The following is a 24,889-nucleotide window of genomic DNA, read 5'->3' on the forward strand; positions in this document are numbered from 1 at the left end:
GATCCGTACGACGACACAGGCACGACGATGAAGGCAATGAAGGGTCACCCGTGAAGCAACTGCGCATCAGGACACTGGCCGGCCTCTTCGTCGTGGCCGGAGTGCTGTCCTGGTCGGGCGCCCGCCTGTGGGACTCCGTCGGCACCCTGCCCCGGGTCCCGCTGGCCGCGCCCGTCGTGCTCGCGGTGATCGCGGTCGTACTCCTGTCGACGGCGCTCTCGCTGCGCTCGCGCCTGCGCGCCCAGCGTGAGCGCCGCCCCGGCGCGAAGGGCGTCGAGCCCATGATGGCCGCCCGCGCGGTCGTCTTCGGCCAGGCCAGCGCCCTGGTAGCGGCGCTCGTCGCGGGGATGTACGGCGGCGCGGGCGCGTTCCTGCTCGAATTCCTCGACGTCCCGCCCCGCCGCGACCAGGCGATCTACGCCGGGCTCTCGGTCCTGATGGGCATCGCGGTGATAGCGGCCGCGCTGTTCCTGGAGCGGGTCTGCAAGATCCCCGAGGACGACGACGAGAACGGCCAGGCGGCACCGGCGGCCTAGCTCCGACGTCCGTACGGACCGGCTAGCGAGCCATGATCAGGCTCATCGCCTCGTTGCGCGTGGCGGGGTCCCTCAGCTGACCGCGGACCGCGGACGTGATCGTCTTGGCGCCGGGCTTGCGCACCCCGCGCATCGTCATGCACATGTGCTCGCACTCGACGACCACGATCACACCGCGCGGCTCCAGTATCTCCATCAGGGAGTCCGCGATCTGGGTGGTCAGACGCTCCTGCACCTGCGGACGGCGGGCGTAGACGTCGACGAGGCGGGCGAGCTTCGACAGACCGGTGATCTTGCCGTCGGTGGACGGGATGTACCCGACGTGGGCGACCCCGACGAAGGGCACCAGGTGATGCTCACAGGAACTCATGACCTCGATGTCCTTCACCAGGACCATCTCGTCATGACCGAGGTCGAACGTCGTCGTCAGGACGTCCTCCGCCTTCTGCCGCAGCCCGGAGAATATCTCCCGGTACGCCCGCGCGACGCGCGCCGGGGTCTCCAGGAGGCCCTCGCGGTCGGGGTCCTCCCCCACGGCGATCAGAAGCTCACGCACGGCGTTCTCGGCCCGCTTCTCGTCGAACTCGCCGATCGAGTGCTCGCCGTCCAGCGTCACCGGGTCGGTCATGTTGTGCCTCGTTCCTGTGCGTCTCACGCGGGCGTACCAAAAATGCCGCGCCCCCCAGGCTAGAACCTGGGGGGCGCGGCATTCATTCCGGGCCTGCTGAGGCGGGCGGGATCAGCTCTCGGGGCGGTCCTCCGGGGCCACCTCGAGGTGCTTGTCCGGGCTGCCCGAGGTCACCGCGGGGGTGGCGCCGTTCGCACCGTTCGTCAGCGACAGCTCCTTGGGGGAGAGCACCGGCGGGCGGGTCGAGGGCGTACGCCGCGAGGAGCCGGTCCACGCCGGGCGGGCCGGGCGCTTCACGATCCCGGCGAAGACCTCGGCGATCTGCTCCTTGCCGAGGGTCTCCTTCTCCAGGAGCTGGAGGACCAGGTTGTCGAGGATGTCGCGGTTCTCGACGAGGATCTCCCACGCTTCGTTGTGCGCGGTCTCGATGAGCTTCTTGACCTCTTCGTCGACCAGCGCGGCGACCTCTTCGGAGTAGTCCCGCTGGTGCGCCATCTCGCGTCCGAGGAACGGCTCGGTGTTGTCCCCGCCGAACTTGATCGCGCCGAGACGCTCGGTCATGCCGTACTGCGTGACCATCGCGCGTGCGGTGGCCGTGGCCTTCTCGATGTCGTTCGCCGCGCCCGTCGTCGGGTCGTGGAAGACCAGCTCCTCGGCGGCGCGCCCGCCCAGCATGTAGGCCAGCTGGTCGAGCATTTCGTTGCGCGTGGTGGAGTACTTGTCCTCTTCGGGCAAGACCATGGTGTAACCCAGGGCCCGGCCGCGGGACAGGATCGTGATCTTGTGGACCGGGTCCGAGTTCGGGGAAGCCGCCGCGACCAGGGCGTGTCCGCCCTCGTGGTACGCGGTGATCTTCTTTTCCTTGTCGGACATGATCCGGGTCCGCTTCTGCGGGCCCGCCACGACGCGGTCGATCGCCTCGTCCAGCGAGTGGTTGTCGATCAGCTTCTTGTCGCTGCGCGCCGTCAGGAGCGCCGCTTCGTTCAGCACGTTCGACAGGTCGGCGCCCGTGAAGCCCGGCGTGCGACGGGCCACCGCGCCGAGGTCCACGTCCGGGGCGACCGGCTTGCCCTTCTGGTGGACCTTGAGGATCTCCAGGCGGCCCTGCATGTCCGGGCGGTCGACGGCGATCTGCCGGTCGAAGCGGCCGGGGCGCAGGAGCGCCGGGTCGAGGATGTCGGGGCGGTTCGTGGCGGCGATCAGGATGACGCCGCCCTTCACGTCGAAGCCGTCCATCTCGACGAGCAGCTGGTTCAGCGTCTGCTCGCGCTCGTCGTGGCCACCGCCGAGGCCGGCGCCGCGGTGACGGCCGACCGCGTCGATCTCGTCGACGAAGACGATCGCCGGGGCGTTCGCCTTGGCCTGCTCGAAGAGGTCGCGGACACGGGAGGCACCGACACCGACGAACATCTCGACGAAGTCGGAACCGGAGATGGAGTAGAACGGCACCCCGGCCTCACCGGCGACGGCGCGCGCGAGGAGCGTCTTGCCGGTACCGGGCGGGCCGTAGAGGAGAACGCCCTTGGGGATCTTGGCGCCGACGGCCTGGAACTTCGCCGGCTCCTGGAGGAACTCCTTGATCTCGTGCAGCTCCTCGACGGCCTCGTCCGAACCCGCCACATCGGAGAAGGTCGTCTTCGGGGTGTCCTTGGTGATGAGCTTGGCCTTGGACTTCCCGAAGTTCATGACTCGGGAGCCGCCGCCCTGCATCTGATTCATCAGGAACAGGAAGACGACGACGATGAGGACGAAGGGGAGGAGGGAGAGCAGGATGCCGACGAAGGGGTTCTGCTTCGACGGGGAGACGGTGTACCCGTCCTTGACCTGCTTGTCCTCGAACTTGGCCTGGAGCAACTTGGCGAGGTCGACGCCCTGGTCGCCGATGTAGCTCGCCTGGATCTTGCTGCTGTCCTTGACCTTCTGGCCGTCCTTCAGCTCGACCTTGATGATCTGCTCGTCACCGGTGGTGAGCTTGGCCGACTCGACCTTGTTGTCGTTGATCGCCTGAACGACCTGACCGGTGTCAACCGTCTTGTAGCCACCGGACGAGCCGACGACCTGCATCAACACGACCACGGCAAGGACGGCCAGCACGATCCACATGACTGGCCCACGGAAGTATCGCTTCACGTCCATCCATACGGAGCGAAGACGCCCCGTCCCTCCTGCCATAGTGAGTTTGATAAAGACTGTTCTTCGGACGGTACCCCAGCATTGTGACCCGAAGCCGCACGGGACGGCTGGCAAACCCGCCTTCGAATGGTCCAACGGCGGGAAACGGGTGAGGGTTCCCCGCCGTCGTACGCGGTCCTACGGGACGTCAGCCGCCGTAGACGTGCGGGGCCAGCGTTCCGACGAAGGGGAGGTTGCGGTACTTCTCCGCGAAGTCCAGGCCGTAGCCCACGACGAACTCGTTGGGGATGTCGAAGCCGATCCACTTCACGTCGATCGCGACCTTCGCCGCCTCGGGCTTGCGCAGCAGCGTGCACACCTCCAGGGAGGCGGGCTCGCGCGAGCCGAGGTTGGACAGCAGCCAGGACAGCGTCAGACCGGAGTCGATGATGTCCTCGACGATCAGGACGTGCTTGCCCTTGATGTCGGTGTCCAGGTCCTTGAGGATCCGCACGACGCCGGAGGACTGGGTGCCCGCGCCGTACGACGACACGGCCATCCAGTCCATCGTGACGGGGGTGGACAGCGCACGCGCCAGGTCCGCCATGACCATCACGGCGCCCTTGAGGACGCCGACGATCAGCAGGTCCTTGCCCGCGTACTCCGCGTCGATCTTCGCTGCCAGCTCGGCCAGCTTCGCGTCGATCTCTTCCTTGGTGATGAGCACCGACTTGAGGTCGGTACCCATGTCTTTCGCGTCCACCCGCATCACTTTCGGTCGTCCCACCGGCCGACCGGGCCCGCGATGAGCACGGGCCTCTCGTCAGCCTTGCCGGATCACCAGTCTGCCACCCTGGCGCTGAGCCACGACTTTGCCCGGGAGATTGATGGCTCCCTGGCCGCGCCAGCCGGTGATCAGCCGGTCGACCTCTTCGATGTGCCGGGCGAAGAGCGAGCCCGCGGGCGCCCCGGCGTCGATGGCGGCCTTGCGCACGATGCGGCGGCGTACGGCGGGCGGCAGGGCGTAGAGCTTGGCGCACTCCAGGACGCCCGCGGCGTCGCGCACGGTCGCCTCGGCCTGGGCGGCCCAGGTGTCGAGTGCGTCCGCGTCGTCGCGGGAGAGCCGGGCCGTGCGGGCGAGCGCTTCGACGACGCCCTTGCCGAGGGCCTTCTCCAGGGCGGGCAGCCCCTCGTGGCGCAGCCGTGAGCGGGTGTAGGCCGGGTCGGCGTTGTGCGGGTCGTCCCAGACGGGCAGCGACTGGACCATGCACGCCTTGCGGGCGGTCTGGCGGTCGATGTGCAGGAAGGGGCGGCGGTAGCGGCCCGCGACCCCCGAGGTCTCGGCCATTCCGGACAGGGAGCGGATCCCGGAGCCGCGGGCGAGGCCGAGCAGGACGGTCTCCGCCTGGTCGTCGCGCGTGTGTCCGAGCAGGACCGCGGCCGCCGCGTGCCGTTCGGCGGCGGCGTCCAGGGCGGCGTAGCGGGCGTCGCGGGCGGCGGCTTCCGGGCCGCCCTCGCGGCCCACGCGCACGGCGACGGACTCGACCGGTTCGAGGCCGAGGGCGCCGAGGCGTACGAGCACCTCGGCCGCGCGCAGGTCCGAACCGGGCTGGAGGCCGTGGTCGACGGTGACGCCGCCGGCGCGGATGCCGAGCTTGGGAGCCTCGAAGGCGAGGGCGGAGGCGAGCGCCATGGAGTCGGCGCCGCCGGAGCAGGCGACGAGCACGAGCGGCTGGGGGGCGTGCTCATGTGCGGGGGGTGGGGGGTCGTTCTCGGAGCTGCGCTGTACGTCGGTCAGTACGTCGTGGAGTACGCGGCGGACCGCCAGGCGTATCGCCGCGACCGCAGGATGGGGACCCATGTCCGGTTCCCTTCGTGAAGTTCGGGGGTGAGCCTCGGACCAGTCACTCAGGACTCACTCCGGAGACCGGGCCTGGTCCTCCAGGCCTCGGGACACCGAGTGTGCAGTCACTCAGAGTGTGTCGATGGTGACAGAGCCGAGCCGTTCCCCGAGCATTGCACGCCTACCCCTCGCCTACGGTCCCTCGGACGGGTGATTGCGGAGGCGTTCTCCTGCCATCGGCCGCATCCGGTCTCTCAGTCTCCCTTACGGTGCACCCTCGCGACCCAGTCCGCCGGTTTGGCGATCTCCGCCTTCGTGGGCAGCGTGTTCGGCGAGGTCCATACGCGGTTGAAGCCGTCCATGCCGACCTCCTGCACGACCGCTCGTACGAACCGCTCGCCGTCCCGATATTGGCGCAATTTCGCGTCGAGGCCGAGGAGCTTGCGCAGGGCCTGGTCGAGGCGGCTCGCGCCGCGGGCCCTGCGCTCCTTGAACTTCTCGCGGATCTCGGCGACGGAGGGCACGACGTCGGGGCCGACGCCGTCCATGACGAAGTCCGCGTGGCCCTCCAGCAGGGACATCACGGCCGTGAGGCGGGCGAGGATCTCGCGCTGGGCGGGGGTCTGCACCAGCTCGACGATGGAGCGGCTCGCGTCGTCCTCCTCGGCCTCCGGGCGGCCCCCGGCGAACGACTGGGCGGCCTCCCTGATGCGCTCCAGGACGGTCATCGGGTCGACCTCGGTCTCGCCGAGGAACGACTGGATCTCGCCTTCGAGGTGGTCGCGCAGCCAGGGGACGGCGGTGAACTGGGTGCGGTGCGTCTCCTCGTGGAGGCAGACCCAGAGGCGGAAGTCGTGGGGGTCCACGTCCAGTTCGCGCTCCACGTGCACGATGTTCGGGGCGACCAGGAGGAGCCTGCCGCCGCCGTTCGCCCCCGCGGGGAGGTCTCGGGTGGCGGGGGCGAAGGTCTCGTACTGGCCGAGGACGCGGGAGGCCAGGAAGGACAGGAGCATGCCCAGCTCCACGCCGGTCACCTTGCCGCCGACCGCGCCGAGGACGGCGCCGCCGGGGCCGCTGCCGCGCTTGTCCTGCATCTTGTCCAGGAGGGGCTTGAGGATTTCCCGGAAGCCGGCGACGTTGGCCTTGATCCAGCCTGCTCTGTCCACGACGAGGACGGGGGTGTCGTGGGTGTCCTCCGTGCCCATGCCCGTGAAGGAACGGACGTGCTCCTCCGAGGACTTGGCATGCCGGCGCAGCTCGGCGACGATGGCTCGCGCCTCGTCCCGGCTCACCTCTGGGCCCGGCCGCACGAGCCGGGTCGCGGTCGCCACCGCGAGATTCCAGTCGACCATCTCCGCACCACCGATGCTCGTCATGCGTCAACGGTACGTGCTGGCCCCCTCTGGTGGAGGGTGTTGACCCCCCAGGTTGCCCCGGAGCTTGCCCCTAGGGGGCTCTGAGTGCGGGTCGTCTGGGCTGCCGCGCGCTTCTTCCCTGCTGCTTTGTGGCGGGGCGCCGTGGCGGTGGCTTCGAAGCCGCGGGTCATCTGTGGCCGGTCGCGCAGTTCCCCGCGCCCCTATCGGGGCACCTCGCCCCTCGCCGTGTCTACCTGCGGGTCCGTTGTGGTTGCTCGCGCAGTTCCCCGCGCCCCTTCGGGGCGCTCCTTCGGGGCCTGGCCCCTCGGGGGCGTTAGCGGCAGCCGCAGTTGGCTACCGTTGAGGCCATTTGGTCCAGGGTTTTCTGGGCCGCCTGGGCGTCCTTCGTGCCTGTGGTCATGAAAGCGAAGAGCAGGAGGCGGCCGTCCGCGTCCACGACCGTGCCCGCCAGGGTGTTCACGCCCGTGAGCGTGCCGGTCTTGGCGCGTACGACGCCGGTGCCCGGGGAGTCCTTGGGGTAGCGGTCGACCAGGGTGCCCGTGAAGCCCGCGACCGGCAGGCCCGTCACGACGGAGCGCAGTTCGGGGCGGGCCGGGTCGGCGGCGCGGTCCAGGAGGGCCGCCAGGAGTTCGGCGGAGACGCGGTCGGCGCGGTCCAGGCCGCTGCCGTCGGCGAACTTCGCTCCGGAGAGCGGCAGTTCCAGCTCGGCGAGCTGGGCGCCGACCGCCCGGCCCGCGCCGTCGAAGCTGACCGGCTCCTTCGCGGCGACGGCCGTCTGGCGGGCGAGGGCCTCCGCGATGTCGTTGTCGCTGTGGGTCAGCATCCGCTCGACCAGAAAGGACAGGGGCGGCGACTCGACCTTGGCGAGGGACGAGGCGCGGGTGGTCGCCTTGGAGGGGCCGGGGTCGGCTTCCGTGTGGATGCCCTCGGCCTTGAGGAGGTCCGCGAACTTCTTCGCCGCGTCGCCCGCCGGGTCACCCGCGCGCGGGGCAGGCCCGCTGGAGGAGTCGTCGAGGCGGCCCTCGTCCGCCATCAGGGCGCTGACCGGCGTGATGTTCTCGTTGGGGCCGATGGGGTGCTGCGGCGGCCCGGAGTACAGCGAGGTGTCGTAGGAGAGCGTCACCTTGTCGATGTCGCGGGACTTCAGCGCGCGGGCGGTGTCCTCGGCGAGCGTGCGCAGGCTCGCGGCGGTGTCGGTGTACCGGCCGTCCTTGCGGGCGGTCAGCGTGGGATCGCCGCCGCCGACCAGGACCACGTCCTCGGAGTCCGGCTCGATGACCGTCGTGGTGGCGATGCGGTGGTCGGGCCCCACGGCGGACAGCGCCGCGACCGCCGTGGCGATCTTGATGGTCGACGCGGGCGTCAGACCGTCCCCCTCCCTCTTGCCGTAGACCCGCTTCCCGGAGACCGCGTCCAGGACGACGGCCGAGCGCTCCGGGCCGAGCGCCGGGTCCTTCAGGAGCGGATCGAGTACGTCCGCGAGGGCGCGGTCCGTCGGCGCGGGCGCCGTCCCCGCGGGCGCGCCGAGTCCGGTGAGCACGGAAGGGGCGCTCGGGGCGGCCTCGGGCGCCCCCGCGGACCCGTGCCCGCCGTGATCTACGCCACCCCCGGCCTCCTGAGCGGCGGCCCAGTCCCGCTCGGCCGTACGCTGACCGGAGGAGTCCCAAGGGCCGGCCGCGGCCACCGCCCCGGCCGAGATCACCAGGCCGAGGGTGGCGGCACAGGCCGTGAGCTGCGAGGTCGTGAGCTTCCCCGGCTTCCGGGGGAGCTTGATGGCGGAAGGCTTTGGCAGCTGTCTCAAAAGCTGTCGAGGCCGCTGCCAAGGCTTGAGCTCCGGCACGACGACCAGCCCCTTTCGCGATCACACATCTGCGTGAGGGACACTTAATCACCCGAAGTATGTGCTGATCATGGAGGAGCCACCCGTGGAGTTCGACGTCACCATCGAGATTCCGAAGGGTTCGCGGAACAAGTACGAGGTGGACCACGAGACCGGTCGGATCCGTCTGGACCGTCGCCTCTTCACGTCGACCAGCTACCCCGCGGACTACGGCTTCGTCGAGAACACCCTCGGCGAGGACGGTGACCCGCTGGACGCTCTGGTCATCCTGGACGAGCCGACCTTCCCCGGATGCCTCATCAAGTGCCGCGCGATCGGCATGTTCCGGATGACCGACGAGGCGGGCGGCGACGACAAGCTGCTCTGCGTTCCGGCATCGGACCCGCGCGTGGAGCACCTGCGTGACATCCACCACGTTTCCGAGTTCGACCGCCTGGAGATCCAGCACTTCTTCGAGGTCTACAAGGACCTGGAGCCCGGCAAGTCCGTCGAGGGCGCCGACTGGGTCGGCCGCGCGGACGCCGAGGCCGAGATCGAGAAGTCGTACAAGCGCTTCGAGGCGCAGGGCGGCCACTGAGCCTCCCGGCCCCGCACGGGCCGCGCGATCCGGCTTCCGGACCGCGCGGCCCGTTCGCGTATCTGTGCCCATACTGGCCATACGGAGGGTGCGTACGAGTCGTATGAGAAGTAAGTGAGGGCAGCAGTGGCCGAGCATGAGGCCGAGGACCGAAAGCCTCAGTCGGACGAGGCCCGCAGCGCGTTCGCGCAGCCCAGCGGGGTGACGGCGCAGCCGCAGACGGCCGAGGACGAGTCCCAGACCACCTCGGAGTTCGCCCTCCCCACGGGCCTGCCGGCCCCGTCGCCGTCGACGACGCAGGAGACCGAGAAATCGGCCTTCACGACGCCGCACACCTACAGCGCCCGCAACGCCCCCCAGGCCTTCACACCCGCGCAGGGCATCCCTTTGGTGAAGCTCACCAAGGAGGCGCCCTGGCAGGACCAGATGCGCACGATGCTGCGGATGCCGGTCACCGAGCGGCCCGCTCCGGAGCCCGCGCAGAAGCAGGAGGACGAGGCCGGGCCCGCCGTGCCGCGCGTGCTCGACCTGACGCTGCGTATCGGGGAGCTGCTGCTCGCCGGCGGTGAGGGCGCCGAGGACGTCGAGGCGGCCATGTTCGCCGTCTGCCGTTCCTACGGGCTCGACCGCTGCGAGCCGAACGTGACGTTCACGCTCCTTTCGATCTCCCACCAGCCCTCGCTGGTGGACGACCCCGTCACGGCCTCCCGTACGGTGCGCCGCCGGGGCACCGACTACACCCGGCTGGCGGCGGTCTTCCACCTGGTGGACGACATCAGCGACCCGGACATCGAGGTCTCCCTGGAGGAGGCCTACCGCCGTCTGGCAGGCATCCGCCGTAACCGTCACCCCTACCCGGGATGGGCCCTCACGGCCGCCAGCGGCCTCCTCGCGGGCTCCGCGTCCGTGCTGGTCGGCGGTGGCGCGCTGGTCTTCTTCGTGGCCGCTGTGGGCGCGATGCTCGGCGACCGGCTCGCCTGGCTGTGCGCGGGGCGCGGGCTGCCGGAGTTCTACCAGTTCGTGGGGGCCGCGATGCCGCCCGCCGCGATGGGTGTCGCGCTGAGCTTCGCGCACACCGAGGCGACGATGGCCTCCGCGGTCATCACCGGTGGGCTCTTCGCGCTGATCCCGGGGCGGGCGCTGGTGGCGGGGGTGCAGGACGGTCTGACCGGCTACTACATCACCGCGGCCGCGCGTCTGCTGGAGGTCATGTATCTGATCGTCGGCATCGTCTGCGGCGTGCTGCTCGTGCTGTCGCTCGGTGTGATGCTGGACGCGACGAATCTGACCCCGGAGACGCAGTTCGGGGTGACGTCGTCGCGGCCGGTCATCCAGATCCTGGCGTCGATGGCGCTGAGCCTCGCCTTCGCGATCCTGCTCCAGCAGGAACGTCACACCGTGCTGATGGTGACCCTGAACGGCGGCATCGCCTGGGTGATGTTCGGGGCGCTCGCGCAGACGCCGCTGGAGCTGTCCCCCGTCGCGGCGACGGCTGTGGCGGCCGGCCTGGTGGGTCTGTTCGGGCAGCTCTTCTCGCGCTACCGGTTCGCGTCCTCACTGCCGTACGTAACGGCCGCCATCGGGCCGCTGCTGCCCGGTAGCGCCACGTACTTCGGGCTGCTCGCCCTCGCGCAGAACGATCTCAACACGGGCATGAACTCGCTCACCAAGGCCGTCGCGACGGCGCTGGCCATCGCGATCGGCGTGAACCTGGGGAGCGAGGTCTCCCGGCTGATCCTGAAGGTCCCCGGGGCGGCCACCGCGGCGAATCGCCGTGCGGCCAAGCGGACCAGGGGCTTCTGACCGCGCGCGGGCCGCTTCGTCAGCGCTTCGCGTGCCTGCCGCGCTGGGCCGGGGGTGCGCCCTCGGACGCCGCCGCCTTCTTGGACTTGCCGCGGGCCCGCAGGAACTCGATGGCGATCGGGACCACCGAGATGAGGACGATCAGGATAAGGATCGCCTCGATGTTCTTGTGGACGAAGTCGATGTTGCCGAGCCAGGCGCCGAGCAGCGTGACGCCCGCGCCCCACAGGACGCCGCCGATGATGTTGAACGTGATGAACGAGCGGTACCGCATGCCGGAGACGCCGGCGATGATCGGCGTGAACGTGCGCACGATCGGCACGAAGCGGGCCAGGACCAGGGACTTCGGGCCGTACTTCTCGAAGAACTCGTGGGCCTTGACCACGTTCTCCTGCTTGAAGAGCTTGGAGTCCGGGCGGTTGAACAGCGCGGGCCCGACCTTCTTGCCGAAGAGGTAGCCCGCCTGGTCGCCGAGGATCGCGGCGACGCAGATCAGTACGCAGGCCAGCCACAGCGGGGTGTCCAGCTTGTGGGTGGTGATGAGCAGGCCCGTGGTGAACAGCAGCGAGTCGCCCGGCAGGAAGAAGCCGATGAGCAGGCCCGACTCGGCGAAGACGATCACCAGCAGACCCCAGAGGCCGAACTGGTTGAGCAGGTAATCCGGATCCAGCCAGCTTGGTCCGAGCGCAAGCGTCGTCACGGTTCCGGGCTCCTGAGGGGTGAGGGGGGCGGTGCGGCGGCGGGTGCAGCCGCCCAAAGTTATCAACGCCGCGCGGGCGGGCCGGGTTCCACCGTCCAGTTAGCCAGCGTAGTAAGGGGCGCCTCCCCTGGGAAGCGCCCCTTACCGATCACTTGTGGCGTGCCGCGTTCGCCAGGATCGCGTCCCTCAGGTACACCGCGAGCCCGGGCCGGATCGCCTCGTAGAAGGCGGTGAACCGCTCGTCGGCGACGTACATCTCCCCGAGGCAGGTGTGCATCTCGTGCCCGCACTCGTAGTGGTACCGGCTGATGAAGCGGCGGTGCTCCTCGGCGCCGTCCATCGCCTCCCGGGAGTCCGCGGCGAGCCCCTGGGCGAGCAGCTCGCCCAGGTGGGCGTGGACCGCCGCGAACTCGTCGTTGATCCGCTTCCAGTCGTCCTTGGTGTACGTGGCCGACCTGCGCTGCGACTCCCGGTAGGCCTCCGTGTCGCCCCAGCGCCGCTCGGTCTCCTCCGTGTACTGCTCGGGGTCGAAGTCCCCGAAGACCTCGAACTTCTCCTCGGGCGTGAGATCGATGCCCATCTTCTTCGCCTCCATGGCGGTCTCGACGGCGGCGGCCATCTCCTGGAGCTTGGCGATCCGGGCGGTCAGCAGGTCGTGCTGGCGGCGCAGATGCGCGCGCGGGTCCGCGTCGGGGTCGTCCAGGAGGGACGCCACCTCTTCGAGGGGGAAGCCCAGCTCCCGGTAGAACAGGATCTGCTGCAACCGGTCCAGGTCGGTGTCGCCGTAGCGCCGGTGACCCGCGTGGTTGCGCCCGCTCGGCACGAGCAGGCCGATCTCGTCGTAGTGGTGCAGCGTGCGCACCGTCACCCCGGCGAAACCGGCGACCTGTCCCACGGAGTAGCCCATGGCTGCCCCCTCTCTTCTCGGTACGCGCCTCAGCCTGCGTCCTCACGCCACGTGAGGTGCAAGCGCGATGCCACGGAGGGCGGACCGCTACTTGCTGAGCGCCGTGAACCTGCGTACCGCCAGGGGCAGGAAGACCCCCACCAGTACCACGGGCCACAGCACCGCCAGGAGACCCGCGTGTTCGGCCGCCCAGGACGTGCCGGTCACTCCGGGGTCGTTGCCGAAGAGGTCGCGCACCGCGGTGGCGGTCGCGGACATCGGGTTCCACTCGACCAGGGTGCCCAGCCAGCCCGGCATGTTCTGCGGGACCGTGAAGGCGTTGGACAGGAAGCCGACCGGCCAGACCAGGATCTGCACGGCCGCCACCATCTCCGGCCTGCCCGCGATCATCGCCAGGTGGATGCCGAGCCACAGCATCGCGAACCGCAGCATGAGCAGCAGCCCGAAAGCCGCGAGGGCGGCCGCGAACGAGCCGTGCCAGCGCCAGCCGATCGCGAGCCCCACCGCCGTCATGACCAGCAGCGAGACGAAGGACTGGAGCATGTCCGCGGCCGAGCGCCCGACCAGGACCGCGCCGTTGGTCATCGGCATGGACCGGAAGCGGTCGATCACGCCCTTGTTCAGGTCCTGGGTGACCGCGACCATCGTGGCGTCCAGGCCGAAGACCATCGTCAGGGCGAACATGCCGGGCACCAGGAACTCCGCGTACTGACCCGTGATGCCCTTCCCGCCGCCGATCAGATACGTGAACATCAGCAGCAGCATCACCGGGAAGATGAGGCCCACCATGACCTGCACCGGCTGCCGCGCCCAGTGCGCCAGTTCGCGCCGGGTCATGGTCCAGGAGTCGGTCGCGGCCCACCTGAGCGCCGTGCCGCCCGCCAGGAACGTACTCACACTGCCTCCTTCGCGAGCTTCGTACGCTCCCCCGGCCCGGTCAGGCTCAGGAACACCTCGTCCAGCGTGGGCCTGCGCAGCGCCACGTCCTCCGCGTCGATGCCCGCGTCCCGCAGCGCCCGTACGACGTCCGTCAGCGCCTCCATCCGGTCGGTGACGGGTGCGGAGGCCAGCCTGCGGTCGGCGTCCACCGTGGCGCCCGCGGGCAGCAGCTCGGCCGTGCGGGCCAGCTGGGCCGCGTCCCGCACCACCACGTCGATGCGGTCGCCGCCGAGGCGCCGCTTCAGGGCGTCCGGCGTGCCGTCCGCGACGACCCGGCCGCCGTCGATCACCGAGACGCGGTCGGCCAGCTGATCGGCCTCCTCCAGGTACTGCGTGGTCAGCAGCACGGTCGTACCGCCGCCGACCAGCGAGCGCACCGACTCCCACACCTCGGCGCGGCCCCGCGGGTCCAGGCCCGTGGTGGGCTCGTCGAGGAAGAGCACCTCGGGGTCCGTGATGAGCGAGGCGGCGAGGTCCAGGCGGCGGCGCATACCGCCGCTGTACCGCTTGACCGCCTTGCCGCCGGTCTCCGCCAGACCGAACCGCTCCAGGAGTTCGTCGGCCCGCACGCGCGCGTGGCGCGCGCCCAGGTGGTAGAGCCGCCCGAACATGTCCAGGTTCTGGCGGCCGCTCAGCTCCTCGTCCACCGCCGCGTGCTGCCCGAGCAGCCCGATGCGCCGGCGCACCTCGTCGGGCCTGCGCCGCACATCGTGCCCCGCGACCTCCACGCGCCCCTCGTCGGCCCGCAGCAGGGTGGCGAGCACCCGTACCGCCGTGGTCTTCCCCGCGCCGTTGGGGCCGAGCACGCCGTGCACCGTGCCGCGCCCCACTCGTAGGTCGAGGCCGTCCAGCGCGGCCTTCTCCCCGAACCTCTTCCGTACGCCCTCGACGATGATCACGTCCGCCATCCGGCTCCCTCGTTGATCATGTAGTCAAAGTTGACTAGGTGGGCGAAGGTAGCGGAAGGCCCAGCATTCGTCAAACTTGATTACTTGCGGTCCCCGGCGTGCGGTGCACCCGTCCCGAACGGGTTCTCCTCACCGTCGGCGAGCACCCCGACGAACGGCTCGCCCTCACCGGCGAAGGTGTAGGCGCCGCCCTTCACGCGGGCGATCAGGCTCTCGGTCCACTCCGCGCCGGTGTCGGCCGAGTGCACCCAGTAGTTCATGATCTCGCCGATGTGGCCCAGCTGACCCGGGCCTTCCTCGGGCGTGTAGTACTCGGTGACGGAGGCGCGCCACTCCTTCATGCGGCGCACGCGCTCCTTCAGGAGGGCCACCGCCTCCTCGCGCGGCAGGTCCACCATGAAGCCGAGCGCCGCCGTGAGGATGTCGGGCCGCTGGTCGTACGTGGTCAGGGACTCACGGACCAGGGAGAGGTACTCCCGCGTGCCCTGGTCCGTGATCTCGTACTCCGTGCGCGGCGGGCCGCCCGCCGTCGAGGGGGCGACCTCGTGCGCGCGCAGCAGTCCCTGCTTGGCCAGCTGCTTCAGCGCGTGGTAGATCGAACCCGGCTTGGCGTTGGACCACTCGTGGGCGCCCCAGAACTCCAGGTCGTTGCGGACCTGGTAGCCGTGGGCCCGGCCGTGCTGGCGCACGGCTCCGAGAACCAGTAGCCGGATCGCTGACATGTATCGCGCCCTTCCGCTAGCCCCCCAGTCATCAATTTTGACTAGGGTATCCCTGCTCCAGGGCGACGAGTGCGAGAGCGGTCTTTCCGTCCAGCGACTCGCGGATGATGTCGGCGTGGCCGGCGTGCCGGGCGATCTCCTCGACGAGGTGCAGCATCAGCCAGCGCATCGACACCTGGCCGTCCTTGGGGAACCAGGGCGCGTCGGGCAGCGGGAAGGTGTCGTCGAGGCTCGGGACCTCGCGGATGAACTCCTCGGTCTCGCGGGCGACCCGGTCCCAGAAGGCCAGGGTCTCCGTGAGCGTCTCGCCGTCCACGAGGCGGAAGCTGTCGCCCCAGTCCGCCTCGGCGCGCTGCTTCTCGTTCGGCTTGCCCTGGGCCATGCGCAGCCAGGTCAGCTCCACCTCGGCGACGTGCTTCACCAGGCCCGACAGGGACAGCTCACTGGCGCTCGGCCGCTGGGCGGCCTGCTCGTCCGTGAGGCCGAGCACCGAGCGGCGGACGCCGCCGCGCTGGGCCTCCACGAAGGCGATGAGGGCGCCGCGCTCGTCGCCGCGGGCTTCCGAATTGACGTGGGTGACCATGATGTCCGCCTTTTCCGAGGGGTTGAGGGCCGCCGGGCTGCGGCTTCCCTCCCGACACGTCACAAGCTACGGACCCTTGCGGTCAGGTTCTGTCCGCAAGGGTGGCTCGGATCGGGGCCTCTGAGGCCCGGTGAGGCGCGAGCCCCAGAAGGGGACGCGCGAGCGTCAGAACGGGAAGCGGGAGCGTCCGTGCTGCACCGAGATCCACTTCTGTGTGGTGAAGGCCTCCACCGTCGACGTGCCGTTCAGCCGGCCGATGCCGGAACTCTTCTCGCCGCCGAACGGCACGATCGCCTCGTCGTGCACTGTGCCGTCGTTCACGTGGATCATGCCGGTCCTGACCCGCTTGGCGAGCCGCACACCGCGCTCGATGTCGGCCGTGTGCACCGCGCCGCTCAGGCCGTACGGGCTGTCGTTGGCGATCCGCACCGCCTCCTCCTCGCCGTCGAAGGGCAGGATCAGGGCCACGGGCCCGAAGATCTCCTGGCCGAGGAACGGGGAGTCGGCGGGCAGGTCCGTCAGGACGGAGGGCGAGACCACGTTGCCCTCGATGCCGCCGCGCAGCAGGGCCGTGGCGCCCGCGGCGACCGCCTGCTCGACGACGGACGAAACCGCCTCCGCCTGCGAGGAGTTGATGAGCGGGCCGATGTGCGTGCCGGGCTCGGCCGGGTCGCCGACCTTGAGGGACGCGGCCTTGGCGACGAACTTCTCGGTGAACTCCGCCCGCACGGAACGGTCCACGAGGATGCGGTTGGCGGCCATGCAGACCTGGCCCTGGTGCACGAAGCGGCTGAAGACCGCCGCGTCCACGGCGTAGTCGATGTCGGCGTCGTCCAGGACGATCAGCGCGCTGTTTCCGCCCAGCTCCAGGATCGAGCGCTTGAAGTGCGAGGCGCAGACCGTGGCGACATGGCGGCCCACGCGGTCCGAGCCGGTGAAGGAGATGATGCCCGGTACCGGGTGCTCGATCAGCGCATCGCCTATCTCGGCTATGTCCGTGATGACGACGTTGAGCAGACCGGGCGGCAGCCCGGCGTCCTCGAACACCTTGGCCACGAGGCTGCCGCCGAGCACCGGCGCGTTCTGGTGGGGCTTGAGGACGACCGCGTTGCCGAGGGCGAGGGCCGGGGCGACGGACTTGATCGACAGCAGGAACGGGAAGTTGAAGGGGCTGATGACGCCGACCACGCCCACCGGGACGCGGTACAGGCGGTTCTCCTTGCCGTCGTCCGGGGAGGGCAGGATCCGGCCCTCGGACCGCAGCGCGAGGTGCACGGCCTCGCGCAGGAACTCCTTGGTGAGGTGCAGCTCGAAGGCCGCCTTGAGCCGGGTGCCGCCCAGCTCGGCGATGATCGCCTCGGTGATCTCCGCCTCGCGGTCCTCGATGATCCGCAGGGCTCGCTCGAAGACACCGCGTCTGGCGTAGGGGTTGGTGTCGGCCCACTCCCGCTGCGCGCGCTCGGCGGCGCGGTAGGCCTGGTCGACCTCGTCGGCCGTGGCGACGGTGATGGAAGCCAGCTTCTCGCCGTTGTACGGATTGAAGTCGATGATGTCCCAGGAGCCCGACCCGGCTTTCCATTCCCCGTCGATGTACTGGTGAGCCAGGTCAGTGAAGAAGGACATGAGACGGACCCCTTGCCGCGGCAGCAGTCGGAAGCAGATATCCGAACGGCGTCAGACACCTGAGGTCACGTCATAGTACTTATGTTTCAGGTGAGTTGGAGGAGACCGCGCAGAAGGTCGCGGCTGTCCGCCGGATCCGGGCTGTCCTGGTGCAGCTGCGCCGCCACCCGCTCGTACTGGGCGACCTCCTCCGCCTTGTCGAGGTAGAGCGCGCCGGTGAGCTGCTCCACGTACACGACGTCGGAGAGGTCGGACTCCGGGAAGCTCAGCATGGTGAACGCGCCGCTCTCGCCCGCGTGGCCGCCGAAGCTGAACGGCATCACCTGAAGGGTGACATTCGGCCGCTCGGAGATCTCGATGAGGTGCTGGATCTGTCCGCGCATCACCTCGCGGTCGCCGTACGGGCGCCGCAGCGCGGCCTCGTCGAGGACGCAGTGGAAGCGGGGCGCGTGCTCGGAGGCGAGGAGCTTCTGCCGCTCCAGGCGCAGCGCGACGCGGCGTTCGATCTCGGCCTCGCTCGCACCCTTCATGCCGCGTGCGACGACCGCGTGCGCGTACGCCTCGGTCTGCAACAGGCCGTTGACGAACTGCACTTCGTACACACGGATCAGCGAGGCCGCGCCCTCAAGGCCGATGTAGGTCTGGAACCAGCCCGGCAGGACGTCGGAGTAACTGTGCCACCAGCCCGTGAGATTGGCCTCCTTGGCCAGCGAGAGGAGTGCGCCGCGCTCGGCCTCGTCCGTGACGCCGTAGAGCGTCAGAAGGTCCTCGATGTCCCTGGACTTGAAGCTCACCCGTCCCAACTCCATGCGGCTGATCTTCGATTCGGATGCACGGATCGAGTAGCCGGCCGCTTCGCGGGTGATGCCCCGGGATTCCCTCAGGCGCCTCAGCTGCGACCCCAGCAGGATGCGCCGTACCACCGAGCCACTCGACTCCCCTGCGGTCACTTCGCTCAATCCTCCCCATCGACTGGAAGCCAGCAGTCTGCCATTAAACGCTTCGGGCCGTACTCGTTCGGTTACAGAAACGGAAAGCCTCCGAAAGCTCTCCACAAGAATCCGTAGGAAGAAATGGGCAAGAACTGGCACGGGCACCATCAAGTCCGGCGCGTGCACGTGCATCTGCCCTTGCATCTGCTGTACGCATTCGGAACCATGGTCCGCGCGCCACTGCTGTACCGACCGCGTACCACCCGCACCATCGGCGACCGACCGCGCCACCGCTCCATCGCTACGTACCGCGAAACCGGGGAGTGCCTCGCATGGGGACGAATGGATCGACCATGCTCGAGCCGTTACGGCAGGGGCTTCCTCCGCTCGACCCCTCGGCGGTCTCCTCGGCGGCCTCCGTCGCACTCCCCGCCCGCTACGAAGCGGTGGGCTGCGCACGGAAGTTCACCCGCAAGACGCTCGGGCAGTGGGATCTGGAAGAGCGCTTCGACGACATAGCGCTGGTCGTCTCCGAACTCGTCACCAACGCCCTGCGGCACGCGCTGCCCGCCGCCACCCCGCGCGAGCAGCTCGACCCGGCCGTGCGGCTGCATCTGATGCGCTGGGCGTCCCGGCTGGTGTGCGCGGTGCGCGACCCCAGCGACGAGAGCCCGGTCACGCGCGACACCGACGACGACTTCTCCGCGGAATCGGGCCGCGGCCTGTTCCTGGTGGAGTCCTTCAGCGACGGCTGGGGCTGGCACCCGCTCGCGGGCGCCGTGCGCGGCAAGGTGGTCTGGGCGCTGTTCCAACTGGGCTGAGGGGAACGACCCGTGGGGCGGGGCGGCGTTCGCGTACTCAACCGCCTATCAGGTGGTCGAACTCCCCGTCCTTCATTCCCAGCAGCATCGCTTTTATCTCCGCGCGCGTGTAGACGAGCGCCGGGCCGTCCGGGAAGCGCGAGTTGCGTACGGCCACGTCGCCGCCCGGCAGCTTCGCGAACTCCACGCAGGAGCCCTGCGAGTTGCTGTGTCTGCTCTTCTGCCAGACCACCCCGTGAAGCTCCGTGGCCGCCATGCCGTTCATCGCGTGGTGCACAGATCGCTCCCCGGTGGTGCAGTGCCTTTAGTGGCTCTAGATGCAGTGGTCAACTGTCCCGGATCATAGCTGTGTTCACATGCCGATGCATGGGCAGATGCACGTGCACGCGGGGTGGCGCCCTGATTACAGCTCACCGGTCCCCGCACTCCAGAAACCGTTCTCTAGAAACAGTGCTCTAGTAACAGACGCGCACCGCGCCGGATGTGTTCCGTCCGAAAGGCGGAAAACAACCGGCGCGGTGCGGTGGGTGGGGTGATTGAGGAGCGAGTGAAAGGCGTCAGCGCGTGGTGCCGTACGGCAGAAGGGCCATCTCCCGGGCGTTCTTGATCGCGGCGGCGATCTGCCGCTGCTGCTGCGCCGTGACACGCGTCACCCGACGCCCGCGGATCTTGCCGCGGTCCGAGATGAACTTCCGCAGCAGATCCGTGTCCTTGTAGTCGATGTACGTGATTTTGGCCTGATCCAGAGGATTGGGGCGCGGCTTCTGCGGGCGGGCGGGGGCCTTGCGGGGGGACAAGGGTCAGACCTCCAGGAGGGTGTCGAAGGCGGGGGGCAGGTTCTTCCAGGCGTCGCGCCCGGCGGCGTACTCCTCGTCGGTCAGCAGGCAGGACTCCAGGACCTGTTCGAGGCCCTCGCGGTCCAGGCCGGGCGAGGTGAACACCAGGTGGTTGCAGCAGTCGCCGTGCTCCGGGTGCCAGTCGAGGGCGGCGGCCGCGCGGCGCATCGGCGGCACCATCTCCCAGGCGGCGTCCGGCAGCGAGGCCAGCCAGGGCCCGGCGCTCTCGACGCACAGGGCGCCGCCCGCCGCGTCCCAGCCGAGCAGCGTGTCCGGGTGGTCGGCCAGCCAGAACCGCCCCCGGCTGCGGGCCGCCGCGCAGGTCAGGTCCTCCAGCGCCTCGTACAGCCGCTCCGGGTGGAACGGCCGCTCCCGGTGCCATACGAAGGTGGAGACACCGCACGCGTCGGCCTCGGTCGGCAGCAGCGCGCAGGCCGGGTGCTGGGCCGCGGCGGCCGCCTCGACGTCGAAGCCGGCGAGCGCGGCGCCGTCCCCCAAGCTCTTGAGGAGCAGGGAGGTACCCCCATGGTCGCCGTGGCCGATCGGGACCTGGCGAGCCGTCGGGTGGAGCTGGGCGAGCAGCGCGCGGTCCTCGTCGTCGGCCTCGGCGGAGTCCACGACGGCGAGGACGGGCGCGTATTCGAGCTGGCGTGCCCAGGTGTCGGCGACCGTGCGCTGGTCGGTGGGGGCCGCGGCGAGGCCGGCGTCCATGAGGTCGTCGCCGTTGCCGAGGCAGGGCAGGAGAAGCGCGGGGTCGACCGCGGTGACGACGCCGCCGAGCCTGATGCCCTCACCGCCGTGCGCCGCGATGACCTCGGCCATGGCCTTGGGCTCGACGGAGTCCCACAGCTCGACGACGGCGAGCCGGTGCAGGCCCGCGTCGGCGAGCCGCCGCAGCTCGGGCACCAGGTCCTCGCGGAGCGCGCAGCACGCGCAGTCGTTGACGAGGGGGGTCTCGCCCGTGGAGAGCACGCCGCTGGTGTCGCGCACGGTGCGTACGACGGTGCCCCGCACGGCGGTCGACAGGTCGTGGTGAAGGGCGACGCTGCCGGGGACTGCGGCGAGGAGGTGGTCGACGGCCGCCTTGCGGGCGTCCGCGTGGAGGCCGCCGACGATCACGGTGTCCATCGGCCGGGCGGCGTTCCCGCCCGGCCCGTCGTGCGTGTGGTCCATCAGCGCTTACCGAAGCGGCGCTCGAAGCGTTCGACGCGGCCCGCGGTGTCCATGACGCGTGCCGTGCCCGTGTAGAAGGGGTGGCTCGCGGACGAGACCTCGACGTCGATGACCGGGTACGTGTTCCCATCCTCCCACTCGACCGTCTTGGGGCTGGTGGCGGTCGACCGAGTGAGGAAGGCGAAGCCTGCGGCCTTGTCGCGGAAGACGACGGGGGCGTACGGGGGGTGGATGTCCTTGCGCATGGCGGTCAGCGCTCCTCTCGGAAGTCGACGTGGCGTCCGGCCATCGGGTCGTACTTGCGCAGCGTGAGGCGGTCGGGGTCGTTGCGGCGGTTCTTGCGGGTGACGTAGGTGTAGCCGGTTCCCGCCGTGGAGCGGAGCTTGATGATCGGGCGGAGTTCGTTGCGGGCCATGTGGCTAGTATATGAAAACGACTCCCGTTTTCAATTGTGGGGTCCTTCCATCGACCGAGAGGTGCGTCACCATGTCCGCCCACTGCCAGCTGACGGGCGCGAAGCCCGGCTTCGGCAACCACGTCTCCCACTCCCACCGGCGGACCTCCCGCCGCTTCGACCCCAACGTCCAGCGCAAGCGGTACTGGCTGCCGAGCGAGGGGCGATATGTGCGGCTGCGGCTCAGCGCGAGGGGGATCAGGGCCGTGGACTCCCTCGGCATCGAGGCGGCGGTCGCGAGGATCCGCGCGCGGGGCGAAAAGGTCTGATCCCGAGCGGAAACCAGCAAGGCGAAGAAGACGGAAGAAGAGGAAGAGGCTGAACCGATGGCGAAGAAGAGCAAGATCGCGAAGAACGACAAGCGCCGGGAGATCGTCGCGCGGTACGCCGCACGGCGGGCCGAGCTGAAGGAGGTCATCCGCAGGCCCGGCACGGGCGAGGCCGAACGGCTCGCCGCACAGCGGGAGTTGGCACGTCAGCCGCGCGACGCGAGCGCCACGCGGGTGCGGAACCGGGACAGCGTCGACGGGCGTCCGCGCGGTTACGTGGGGGCGTTCGGATTGTCGAGGGTGAAGTTGCGTGAGCAAGCGCACGCCGGTTTCCTCCCCGGGGTGCGGAAGTCCTCCTGGTAGCTTGGCGCGCGATTTCGCCGGGGCCGCCGGCGAGGCAACGCCACGTCATACAGGGGGAGTTCCCGTGCGTACGTACGTCCGCAGTGTCCGTCGTATCCGTCCTGTCCGCCATGTCCGTCGGGCCCGGGTCGGCGTCGTCGCGGCCGGTCTTGTCGCGGTGCTCGCCGTGGCCGGGTGCGGCAGCGACGGCGATGGGGGCGGGGACGGTGACGGGGGCGGCGGCAAGAAGGACCGCGGCGCCTCGTCGGCCGGCGGGGCCGACTCCTCGCAGGAGGGCGGCTCGGCCGGGGGCGGCAGCGTGGAGGGGGCGTGGCTCACGACGACCGACGGGAAGCCGCTGGCTCTCGTGGTCCACCAGGGGTCTGCGTCGCTGGTGGGCGAGGACGTCATGTGCAGCGGCACCGCGAGTGGCGGGTCCGGCGGGCAGGTGATCAGCCTCAAGTGCCCGAAGGGCGACTCCGACCGCACGACGGGCCGGGTCGAGTCCGTGGACGCCAAGACGCTGAAGGTGGCGTGGGAGGGGGCGGGCACGGACGAGTTCCGCAAGACCCAGGGGGGCAAGCTTCCGGAGGGGCTGCCTACGGGGGCGCCGCCGCAGTCCTAGGGCCTGTCCGGCGGATCATGCCGCGGGCCGCGGGGTCTGGCACTTCCCCAAGCTCTCGGCTTCGCTCGAGCAGGGGGCGCCCCCATCGCGTTGCGGCCTGATCCGCCGGACAGGCCCTAACGGGGCTCTGTCGGGGCACTGGCGAGGGCCTCAGCGGGGACTTTGCTGGGCGGCGGGGTCAGCGGCGGGGTGCGGTGCCGTCCAGGAGCATGGGCGGCGCCGGGGTGTCCAGGGCGTTGGAGAGGTCTTCCAGGGTGGTCAGGAGCAGGCCCGCTCCCCTGCGGACCACGCGATCGGGGACGCCCTCGCCGTCCCACTCCTCCAGGGCCGTGCGGACCGCCTCCCAGCGGGGGACGCGGCGTTCGCGTACCGCTTTGGCGCCCTGCTCCGTCGACCTGCGCAGCGCGTCGGCGAGGCGCGCCGCGGCGGGGACGGGCGTGGCGTCGCGCTCCGGCAGATGCGCCTCCATCAGCATCGCCACGCGCCCCAGCTGGGCCAGGGCGTCCGCCGCCTCCGTGGCCGCGGCGCGGGACAGGCCGCGGTGGCGCACCGGTTCGTTCTTGGCGCGGGCCGTCGCGTCCTGCCAGGCGATCCTGGCGTCCCTCGCCGCGAGCAGCGCCTCGCGTACGTCGGGGCAGGCCTTGCCCGCCGGGTGCGCGTAGTGGTCGACGACCGCGGCGGCGTACCGGCCGTCCGCGATCAGCCAGTCCGCCAGGCGCGTGCGCAGGCGCGGGGTCTCCCACGCCGGGTACACCGCGTACGCGATCATCGCGAGGACGCCGCCGAGCAGCGTCAGTACGACGCGCTCCGGGACCGTCTGCGTCCACTGCTGGCCGCCCATGCCGAGCAGGAACACGACGTACGCGGCCACGCAGGCCTGCGCCGCCACCTGCCCCGTGCGCATCAGCAGGTACATCATCCCGGCGCAGAGCACGGCGAGCGCGGCGGACAGGCCCGTGCCGGGGCCGGCCAGCTGGACCAGGCCCGTGGCGAGCGCGACGCCGACGAGGGTGCCGCCGAAGCGGGCGACGGCGCGGGAGTACGTCTGGGAGAAGTCCGGGCGCATCACCATCACCGACGCCATGGGGGCCCAGTAGCCGTGGCCGAACGGGAGCCAGGTACCGAGGAGATAACCGGCGGCGGCCACCGCGGTGACCCGGATCGCGTGCCGGGCGATCGGGGACTCGTGGCGCAGGGCCGCCCGCATGGCACGCAGGGCAGCGGGGACGAGGGCGGGCAGCGAGGGGCGGAGGAGGGGGGTCGCTTGGGGGTTGGGGTGGGGGGTGGGTTGGGGGCCTCCCGCTGTTTCCAGTACGTCCTTCAGGAGCGCCCCCAGGCGGGTCGCCGCGCGGTACGCGGGGCCCGTCAGGATCGCCCCCGTGTCCGGGGTCCTGAGCGTGGCAAGGGCCGCCGGGGGCATCTTCACCGGCTCTCCGTGGCGGATCGCGCGGGCCGCCGCGTCCAGGACGGAGCCCGCCGCGGCCAGCAGTTCGCGCACCCGGTCGCGTTCCCTGCCCTCCGGCGGAACGCCCACCGCCGGGTCCGCCAGGGAGGCGAGGACCGGGCGGATACGTTCGGCCAGGCCTCGCGCGCCGTGCAGTTCCGCGGGGCGGGTGCGGGCCTGGCGCGGGGTGATCGTCGCCGCGTCGCGGGCCGCCATCAGGGGTTCCGGGTCGAAGGGGGCGACCGGGTCGTGCCTGAGCCTGCGGGCGTAGTCCGCCTCTGCGGCCAGGGCGTCGGCGAGGGCGTCCCGGTGGGCGCCCCATCTGCGTACCGGAAGGAGCACCACGAGGGCCGCCTGGACGAAGCCGCCCACGACCATCATCGCCGCGTGCCCCGCGGCGGCGGCCGCCGAGGTCGGGATGGTGACCGTGACCAGCATGATCGCCACGTTCGACGAGGCGATGATGCCGACGGTCGGGCCCGCGGCCCAGCTCAGGCCCGCCAGGAAGGTCCACAGGGAGAGAAGGGCGAGGAAGAGGAGGGTGTGGGAGCCGGTGAGGTAGCCGAGGAAGGTGGAGACGGCGAGGCTCGTGCCGGAGGCGAGGGCGAGTTCCGGGCGGGGGCGCCAGCTGCGCTGGAAGGTGGCGATGGCTGCCTGGAACGCGCCGAAGGCCGAGCTGGCGGCCACCGCCGGGCCGAAGAGGCCGAGGCTGAGACCGATGACGATGGCCAGGCCCGCGGCGCCTCGGGCCGCGACCAGGGGTTCGAGCCGTTTGCGCTCCACGGTCAGGCCTGAGCGTGCTGTCTCTTTCAGCGCTCGGAGCCAGGTCACTCTGTGATGATACGGGGCATATCGGGCATATCGGAGTGTGGCGGGTGCGGGGGGGGGAGGGGGCG

At 70.4% G+C, this 24,889-nt stretch carries 27 protein-coding genes; 7 read left to right on the plus strand and 20 right to left on the minus strand.

Features of this window, described 5'->3' with window-relative positions; genetic code table 11:
- The first annotated feature begins 50 nt into the window (after positions 1-50).
- Entirely contained in the window at positions 51-536 is a 486-nt protein-coding gene (locus IG54_RS0119845) for a DUF3180 domain-containing protein (RefSeq protein ID WP_030785765.1), read from the plus strand.
- Between the two features lie 22 nt (positions 537-558).
- Here the strand turns inward: IG54_RS0119845 and folE are convergent, their stop codons facing one another.
- The 6 genes from folE to dacB all read right to left on the minus strand — a co-directional run bounded on the left by folE (position 559) and on the right by dacB (position 8,287).
- Positions 559-1,164 (minus strand): GTP cyclohydrolase I FolE, encoded by a 606-nt coding sequence (gene folE, locus IG54_RS0119850; RefSeq protein WP_030785768.1) that lies wholly within the window; start codon positions 1,162-1,164, stop codon positions 559-561.
- A 111-nt stretch (positions 1,165-1,275) separates the two neighbouring features.
- Entirely contained in the window at positions 1,276-3,300 is a 2,025-nt protein-coding gene (gene ftsH / locus IG54_RS0119855) for an ATP-dependent zinc metalloprotease FtsH (protein ID WP_030785771.1), read from the minus strand.
- Positions 3,301-3,484: 184 nt separating this feature from the next.
- A complete protein-coding gene (hpt, locus tag IG54_RS0119860; protein WP_030785774.1) occupies positions 3,485-4,045 on the minus strand; it encodes a hypoxanthine phosphoribosyltransferase in 561 nt (186 codons plus the stop codon).
- A 54-nt stretch (positions 4,046-4,099) separates the two neighbouring features.
- Positions 4,100-5,137, minus strand: a complete 1,038-nt coding sequence (gene tilS / locus IG54_RS0119865; RefSeq protein ID WP_030785777.1) for a tRNA lysidine(34) synthetase TilS — start codon at positions 5,135-5,137, stop codon at positions 4,100-4,102.
- Between the two features lie 236 nt (positions 5,138-5,373).
- On the minus strand, positions 5,374-6,495 hold the full coding sequence (locus IG54_RS0119870; RefSeq protein WP_030785781.1) for a zinc-dependent metalloprotease: 1,122 nt from the start codon (positions 6,493-6,495) through the stop codon (positions 5,374-5,376).
- A gap of 313 nt (positions 6,496-6,808) precedes the next feature.
- Positions 6,809-8,287: a D-alanyl-D-alanine carboxypeptidase/D-alanyl-D-alanine endopeptidase gene (gene dacB, locus IG54_RS0119875; protein ID WP_420712266.1), complete on the minus strand. Its 1,479-nt coding sequence runs from the start codon at positions 8,285-8,287 to the stop codon at positions 6,809-6,811.
- 133 nt (positions 8,288-8,420) lie between these two features.
- Here dacB and IG54_RS0119880 point away from each other — a divergent pair, with 133 nt between their 5' ends.
- Together IG54_RS0119880 and IG54_RS0119885 are read left to right on the plus strand one after the other, a co-directional pair.
- Positions 8,421-8,912, plus strand: a complete 492-nt coding sequence (locus IG54_RS0119880; protein ID WP_030785786.1) for an inorganic diphosphatase — start codon at positions 8,421-8,423, stop codon at positions 8,910-8,912.
- 126 nt (positions 8,913-9,038) lie between these two features.
- A complete protein-coding gene (locus tag IG54_RS0119885) occupies positions 9,039-10,715 on the plus strand; it encodes a threonine/serine ThrE exporter family protein (RefSeq protein ID WP_030785789.1) in 1,677 nt (558 codons plus the stop codon).
- A gap of 19 nt (positions 10,716-10,734) precedes the next feature.
- Here IG54_RS0119885 and IG54_RS0119890 read toward each other — a convergent pair whose 3' ends face one another.
- The 8 genes from IG54_RS0119890 to IG54_RS0119925 all read right to left on the minus strand — a co-directional run bounded on the left by IG54_RS0119890 (position 10,735) and on the right by IG54_RS0119925 (position 18,047).
- Positions 10,735-11,415 carry a DedA family protein gene (locus IG54_RS0119890; protein ID WP_030785791.1) on the minus strand — a complete coding sequence of 227 codons (681 nt, stop codon included), beginning with the start codon at positions 11,413-11,415 and terminating at the stop codon, positions 10,735-10,737.
- Positions 11,416-11,563: 148 nt separating this feature from the next.
- A complete protein-coding gene (locus tag IG54_RS0119895) occupies positions 11,564-12,322 on the minus strand; it encodes a MerR family transcriptional regulator (RefSeq protein ID WP_030785796.1) in 759 nt (252 codons plus the stop codon).
- Positions 12,323-12,409: 87 nt separating this feature from the next.
- Positions 12,410-13,159, minus strand: coding sequence for an ABC transporter permease (locus tag IG54_RS0119900; RefSeq protein WP_106977046.1), 750 nt, complete (start codon positions 13,157-13,159; stop codon positions 12,410-12,412).
- Positions 13,160-13,215: 56 nt separating this feature from the next.
- Positions 13,216-14,169 carry a daunorubicin resistance protein DrrA family ABC transporter ATP-binding protein gene (locus IG54_RS0119905; protein ID WP_030785802.1) on the minus strand — a complete coding sequence of 318 codons (954 nt, stop codon included), beginning with the start codon at positions 14,167-14,169 and terminating at the stop codon, positions 13,216-13,218.
- A gap of 80 nt (positions 14,170-14,249) precedes the next feature.
- On the minus strand, positions 14,250-14,891 hold the full coding sequence (locus IG54_RS0119910) for a PadR family transcriptional regulator (RefSeq protein WP_030785807.1): 642 nt from the start codon (positions 14,889-14,891) through the stop codon (positions 14,250-14,252).
- 31 nt (positions 14,892-14,922) lie between these two features.
- A complete protein-coding gene (locus IG54_RS0119915) occupies positions 14,923-15,474 on the minus strand; it encodes a DinB family protein (RefSeq protein WP_030785810.1) in 552 nt (183 codons plus the stop codon).
- Positions 15,475-15,639: 165 nt separating this feature from the next.
- On the minus strand, positions 15,640-17,097 hold the full coding sequence (locus IG54_RS0119920) for an aldehyde dehydrogenase family protein (RefSeq protein ID WP_030785813.1): 1,458 nt from the start codon (positions 17,095-17,097) through the stop codon (positions 15,640-15,642).
- Between the two features lie 86 nt (positions 17,098-17,183).
- Complete coding sequence (locus tag IG54_RS0119925) at positions 17,184-18,047, minus strand: helix-turn-helix domain-containing protein (protein ID WP_030785815.1); 864 nt, start codon at positions 18,045-18,047, stop codon at positions 17,184-17,186.
- 314 nt (positions 18,048-18,361) lie between these two features.
- On the opposite strand from IG54_RS0119925, the gene IG54_RS0119930 reads away from it, so the two are divergent.
- Complete coding sequence (locus tag IG54_RS0119930; protein ID WP_030785818.1) at positions 18,362-18,850, plus strand: ATP-binding protein; 489 nt, start codon at positions 18,362-18,364, stop codon at positions 18,848-18,850.
- A 37-nt stretch (positions 18,851-18,887) separates the two neighbouring features.
- On the opposite strand, the gene IG54_RS0119935 is transcribed toward IG54_RS0119930, so the two are convergent.
- From IG54_RS0119935 to rpmG, 5 genes are all read right to left on the minus strand, one after another.
- Entirely contained in the window at positions 18,888-19,127 is a 240-nt protein-coding gene (locus IG54_RS0119935) for a DUF397 domain-containing protein (protein WP_030785822.1), read from the minus strand.
- 280 nt (positions 19,128-19,407) lie between these two features.
- Complete coding sequence (rpsR, locus tag IG54_RS0119940) at positions 19,408-19,647, minus strand: 30S ribosomal protein S18 (RefSeq protein WP_030785824.1); 240 nt, start codon at positions 19,645-19,647, stop codon at positions 19,408-19,410.
- A gap of 3 nt (positions 19,648-19,650) precedes the next feature.
- Positions 19,651-20,859 carry a CobW family GTP-binding protein gene (locus tag IG54_RS0119945; RefSeq protein WP_234336261.1) on the minus strand — a complete coding sequence of 403 codons (1,209 nt, stop codon included), beginning with the start codon at positions 20,857-20,859 and terminating at the stop codon, positions 19,651-19,653.
- The gene (locus tag IG54_RS0119950) at positions 20,859-21,104 is read right to left on the minus strand and encodes a type B 50S ribosomal protein L31 (RefSeq protein ID WP_030785827.1); all 246 of its coding nucleotides are present in this window, start codon (positions 21,102-21,104) and stop codon (positions 20,859-20,861) included. Before IG54_RS0119950 ends, IG54_RS0119945 begins: the two co-directional genes overlap by 1 nt.
- A 5-nt stretch (positions 21,105-21,109) precedes the next feature.
- Positions 21,110-21,274 (minus strand): 50S ribosomal protein L33, encoded by a 165-nt coding sequence (rpmG, locus tag IG54_RS0119955; protein ID WP_030785829.1) that lies wholly within the window; start codon positions 21,272-21,274, stop codon positions 21,110-21,112.
- Positions 21,275-21,345: 71 nt separating this feature from the next.
- Between rpmG and rpmB the strand changes: the two genes are divergently transcribed.
- The 3 genes from rpmB (at position 21,346) to IG54_RS43460 (ending at position 22,549) form a co-directional block, all read left to right on the plus strand.
- Positions 21,346-21,582: a 50S ribosomal protein L28 gene (gene rpmB / locus IG54_RS0119960; RefSeq protein ID WP_030785831.1), complete on the plus strand. Its 237-nt coding sequence runs from the start codon at positions 21,346-21,348 to the stop codon at positions 21,580-21,582.
- A 57-nt stretch (positions 21,583-21,639) separates the two neighbouring features.
- Positions 21,640-21,945: a 30S ribosomal protein S14 gene (gene rpsN, locus IG54_RS0119965; protein WP_030785835.1), complete on the plus strand. Its 306-nt coding sequence runs from the start codon at positions 21,640-21,642 to the stop codon at positions 21,943-21,945.
- Between the two features lie 64 nt (positions 21,946-22,009).
- Complete coding sequence (locus IG54_RS43460; protein ID WP_051819703.1) at positions 22,010-22,549, plus strand: hypothetical protein; 540 nt, start codon at positions 22,010-22,012, stop codon at positions 22,547-22,549.
- 178 nt (positions 22,550-22,727) lie between these two features.
- On the opposite strand, the gene IG54_RS0119975 is transcribed toward IG54_RS43460, so the two are convergent.
- Positions 22,728-24,824, minus strand: a complete 2,097-nt coding sequence (locus IG54_RS0119975) for an FUSC family protein (RefSeq protein ID WP_051819706.1) — start codon at positions 24,822-24,824, stop codon at positions 22,728-22,730.
- Positions 24,825-24,889: the final 65 nt, after the last annotated feature.

This window comes from Streptomyces sp. NRRL S-920 (assembly GCF_000717945.1).
GTDB lineage: Bacteria > Actinomycetota > Actinomycetes > Streptomycetales > Streptomycetaceae > Streptomyces > Streptomyces alboniger.